Origin of the sequence: Thermogutta sp., assembly GCF_014359955.1 — a bacterium.
In the GTDB taxonomy this organism is placed as follows: Bacteria; Planctomycetota; Planctomycetia; order Pirellulales; family Thermoguttaceae; genus Thermogutta.
Map to the genome: position 1 here is coordinate 1 of NZ_JACIYL010000456.1, position 3,624 is coordinate 3,624.

4 protein-coding genes are annotated in these 3,624 nt (G+C 64.7%); all 4 read left to right on the forward strand.

The window, feature by feature from the left end:
* Nucleotides 1–904: DNA N-6-adenine-methyltransferase (locus H5U08_RS12935; protein ID WP_297033735.1), on the forward strand; the 904-nt coding region annotated here is incomplete at its 5' end.
* Nucleotides 891–1,316, forward strand: a complete 426-nt coding sequence (locus H5U08_RS12940) for a hypothetical protein (RefSeq protein ID WP_297033738.1) — start codon at nucleotides 891–893, stop codon at nucleotides 1,314–1,316. The genes H5U08_RS12935 and H5U08_RS12940, both read left to right, overlap by 14 nt.
* Nucleotides 1,313–1,675, forward strand: coding sequence for a dATP/dGTP diphosphohydrolase domain-containing protein (locus tag H5U08_RS12945; protein WP_297033740.1), 363 nt, complete (start codon nucleotides 1,313–1,315; stop codon nucleotides 1,673–1,675). Before H5U08_RS12940 ends, H5U08_RS12945 begins: the two co-directional genes overlap by 4 nt.
* Nucleotides 1,676–1,681: 6 nt before the next feature.
* A complete protein-coding gene (locus H5U08_RS12950) occupies nucleotides 1,682–3,559 on the forward strand; it encodes a bifunctional DNA primase/polymerase (protein ID WP_297033744.1) in 1,878 nt (625 codons plus the stop codon).
* Nucleotides 3,560–3,624: the final 65 nt, after the last annotated feature.

The following is a 3,624-nucleotide window of genomic DNA, read 5'->3' on the forward strand; positions in this document are numbered from 1 at the left end:
GGTGCCGTCCGGAGACAAGGGGAGAGGTAAATTAGGCGGCCTTCGAGAGTACGCTAGACGCATCGGCAGAGACCACACCACGGTTTTGCGCTATCGCCATGCTGCGGAGGTGCTCCTTGCTGCTGAAAAAATGGTGTCCCAGGGCACCATTTTCTGCGACAAAGCCAAACATCTAGCCACCATCCACAGGCTGCCCCAAGACAGGTGGGCGGAATTCGTCGATTGGGTCGCCCAGGCCAACCCTACGGTGGCCGAGGTGGAAGAGCGTGTGGCCAAGGCTCTCCGTCCTGCCACAAGCCCACAACCCTTCCAAGACCCTCAACCAGAGGAACCATCCATAGTGCCGCACCGGGACACCCTCTGGGAGCCCAGCCTTCCGGAGCCCGAGGAGCCACGCCCTCTGCCCCACGTCGCCTTCAACAGCGGCGACAGCGAGTGGTACACGCCGTGGGAGTTCATCGAGCGGGCCGTGGCCGTCATGGGCGGCGTCGACCTTGATCCGGCATCAACTCCGGTTGCCAATGAAGTCGTGAAGGCGAAAAAGTTCTACACTGCCGAAGACAATGGGCTTGCACACGTTTGGCGTGGGCGGGTGTTTCTCAATCCGCCCTACGCACAGCCGCTGGTGCAGCAGTTCGCCGACAAACTCGTCCAACACGTCCAGGAGGGGCACGTGACCGAAGCGGTGGTGCTGGTCAATAACGCCACCGAAACCCGCTGGTTCCAGGCGCTCTTGGCCGCCGCCCAAGCGGTCTGCTTTCCCGCCGGCCGGGTGAAGTTCTGGCATCCGGAGAAGATCGCCGCCCCCTTGCAAGGCCAGGCCGTGATCTACTTTGGCCCTCAGGTGGACCGGTTCCAGCAAGCCTTCGCAGATTTGGGGAGGGTGTGCCATGTGGCGCGATAACGGGGCCAATCCACTCCGATGGGATTGCACGAAGCAGGGATGCTTCAACCAGAAGAAACGGCCCAAGATCGAGCTGTTTGCGGATTGCCTCCCCGGCCGGATCGCCTTCACGGACATCGACGCCATTACGGAGATCAACGGCCATTTGCTCGTGTTGGAATGGAAAGATCACACGGAACTCCCCAAGGGGCAGAGGATTCTATTCGAGCGTCTGACGCTGGGGTGTCCGGCCACTGTGCTGGTGATCGAAGGGGATGCCGAGCAAATGTCCGTCGTCAGTATTCGCATGGTTTGGCGCGGCGTGATTTGGCCACCGGAACCCGCGGACCTGGATCGCTTGCGACGAGAGATCCAAGCCTGGGCCCGGTGGGCGGCTGTCACGCCCGCCTTGTCAAGGACCCCAAGAGCATGAACGAAGCAATCGGTGATGTTGTAACCCTGCCGCAAGAAGGTCTGGCCCGTTTCGCCACCGGCGCGGTGCGTGGCACCGACGCCGACGGCGAGCGATGGGACTTGATCACACCGATCGGGCTGCGGCGCCTGGCCCAGACCTGCGCCGAAGGTGCGGCCAAGTATGGTGAGCACAACTGGACCCGCGGCATCCCGGCCAGCGTGATGCTCAACCACGCCATCCGGCATCTCTACCTGTACCTGCAGGGTGACAAGAGCGAAGACCACCTGGCCCACGCGGCGTGGAACATCCTGGGGGTGTGCCACTTCGAGGAGGCGCTGCCCGCGATGATCGACATTCCGGCAAGGAAGCAGGGCTGATACCGAATGGACACGAGCCTCCTGGACGCGGCCTTGCATTACGCCGAACTGGGCTACGCGGTCTTTCCCTGCCGCCCGGGCGCCAAGCAGCCGCTCACGCGGCACGGATTCCAGGACGCCACGTCTGACGCGGCCCAGATCCAGGCGTGGTGGGCACGATGGCCGGATGCCAACGTGGCGATCGCCGCTACGGGGCTGCTCGTGGTCGACATCGATCCGCAGGCGGGCGGCTGGCCGCACGAGCCGGAGCACGCCGCGGAGCTTCTGGCAGCCGGCGCCGTGTCACTGACGCCACGCGGCGGCCGCCACTACGTGTTCCGCAGGCCGCCGGGCAAGGACTGGAAATGCTCGACAGGGCAGTTGGCCACCGGCGTCGATATCCGCACCGACGGCGGCTACATCGTCGTTCCGCCATCGCGCACCACCAATGGTGCCTATCGCTGGGTGCCGGGAATGGAGCTCGAGATGTCCGCCGCTCGGCTCCCCGAGCCGCCAGGCTGGCTTGCCGCACTGCTGGATCGCAGTGAACGGCGTGCGACGCCGCTGGCAGAAGTTGGCATGACGATTGCCGAGGGGCAACGCAACGACACTTTGGCCCGACTGGCAGGCACCATGCGTCGGGCGGGGATGACCCGCCAAGAAATCTTGGCCGGCCTACGCCAAATCAACGTCGACCGCTGCCGGCCGCCCTTGCCGGAACAGGAAGTCGAGCAGATCGCCACGAGCGTGGCCCGGTACGAACCCGACCAGGCCATGAGCATCCTGGTCCACGGGCTGGAACTCCCGCCGGCGGCGGGCGGCCAACTGCGCTTCACCGGAATCACCTCGTCCGAGTTGGCCGCGGCCGAGTACACCCTGGAGTACCTGATCGATGGCCTCTTGGTACGCGGCCAGCCGGGCGTCATCGCCGGACCCAAGAAGACGCTCAAGACGAACCTCTCGATCGACCTGGCCTTGTCGCTGGCCGAGGGAGGGTTGTTCTTGGGCCGTTTCAACGTCCCGGAGGCCGTGCGCGTCGGCGTGATGTCCGGGGAATCCGGGGCGGCCACCATCCAGGAGACCGCCTTGCGCATTGCTGCCGCCAAAGGACGCCCTTTGGCCCAGTACGAGAATGCGATCTGGTGCTTCGACGTGCCGCAATTGGATAGTGCCCAGCACATGGCCGCCCTGGGGGATTTCATCGCGGAGCACCAACTCGAGGTGCTCATCCTCGATCCGACCTACCTGATGATGCTGGGCCTGGGGGACGACGCGGGGAACCTGTTCGTCGTGGGCCGATTCCTCAAATCGCTCGGAGAACTGGCCCAGAGGACCGGTTGCACGCCGCTATTGTGCCACCATCTGCGCAAGACGCGGGCCGAACCCTACGAGCCGCCCGAACTGGAAGAGATTGCCTGGGCCGGTTTTCAGGAGTTCGTGCGCCAGTGGGTGCTCCTGGGCCGGCGCAAGCGGTATGACCCGGCCGACGGGGGCCATCACGAGCTGTGGATGAGCGTGGGCGGATCGGCCGGCCACAGCGGGCTATGGGCCTTGAACATCGACGAGGGCACGCGTCAGGACCCGGGAGGCAGGCGGTGGGAGGTGGAAGTGCTCAACGCACACGAGGCGTATGACCAGCGGGCGGCAATCGAGGAGGAACAGGCAGAGCGACGTCAAGCCCGACAAGACGACCTGCGTCAGAGGCGGCAGCGCGAAGCGGTCTGGCAAGCACTCTGCCTGTTTCCGGGCGGCGAGACACCTCGCGTCATCCGTGAATCGGCGGGCGTTAGCGGCGCGGTCGCTACCAAACAATTAGCCAGGTTGGTGCAAGAGGGAATCGCGGAAGAATGCATGATTCAAAAACACACCCGAATGGAGCGGGGGTTCCGCCCCAAAAGAAAGTGATGGGACTGGTGGGACTGGTGGGACAGTCCCAGCAGTCCCGGCGGGACGGGTGGTGGTGGGACTGG

Excerpts from the sequence above, each read along its gene's own strand:
- H5U08_RS12940 (WP_297033738.1), top strand. The coding sequence starts at position 891 with ATGTGGCGCGATAACGGGGCCAATCCACTCCGATGGGATTGCACGAAG.
- H5U08_RS12945 (WP_297033740.1), top strand. The coding sequence starts at position 1,313 with ATGAACGAAGCAATCGGTGATGTTGTAACCCTGCCGCAAGAAGGTCTG.
- H5U08_RS12950 (WP_297033744.1), top strand. The coding sequence starts at position 1,682 with ATGGACACGAGCCTCCTGGACGCGGCCTTGCATTACGCCGAACTGGGC.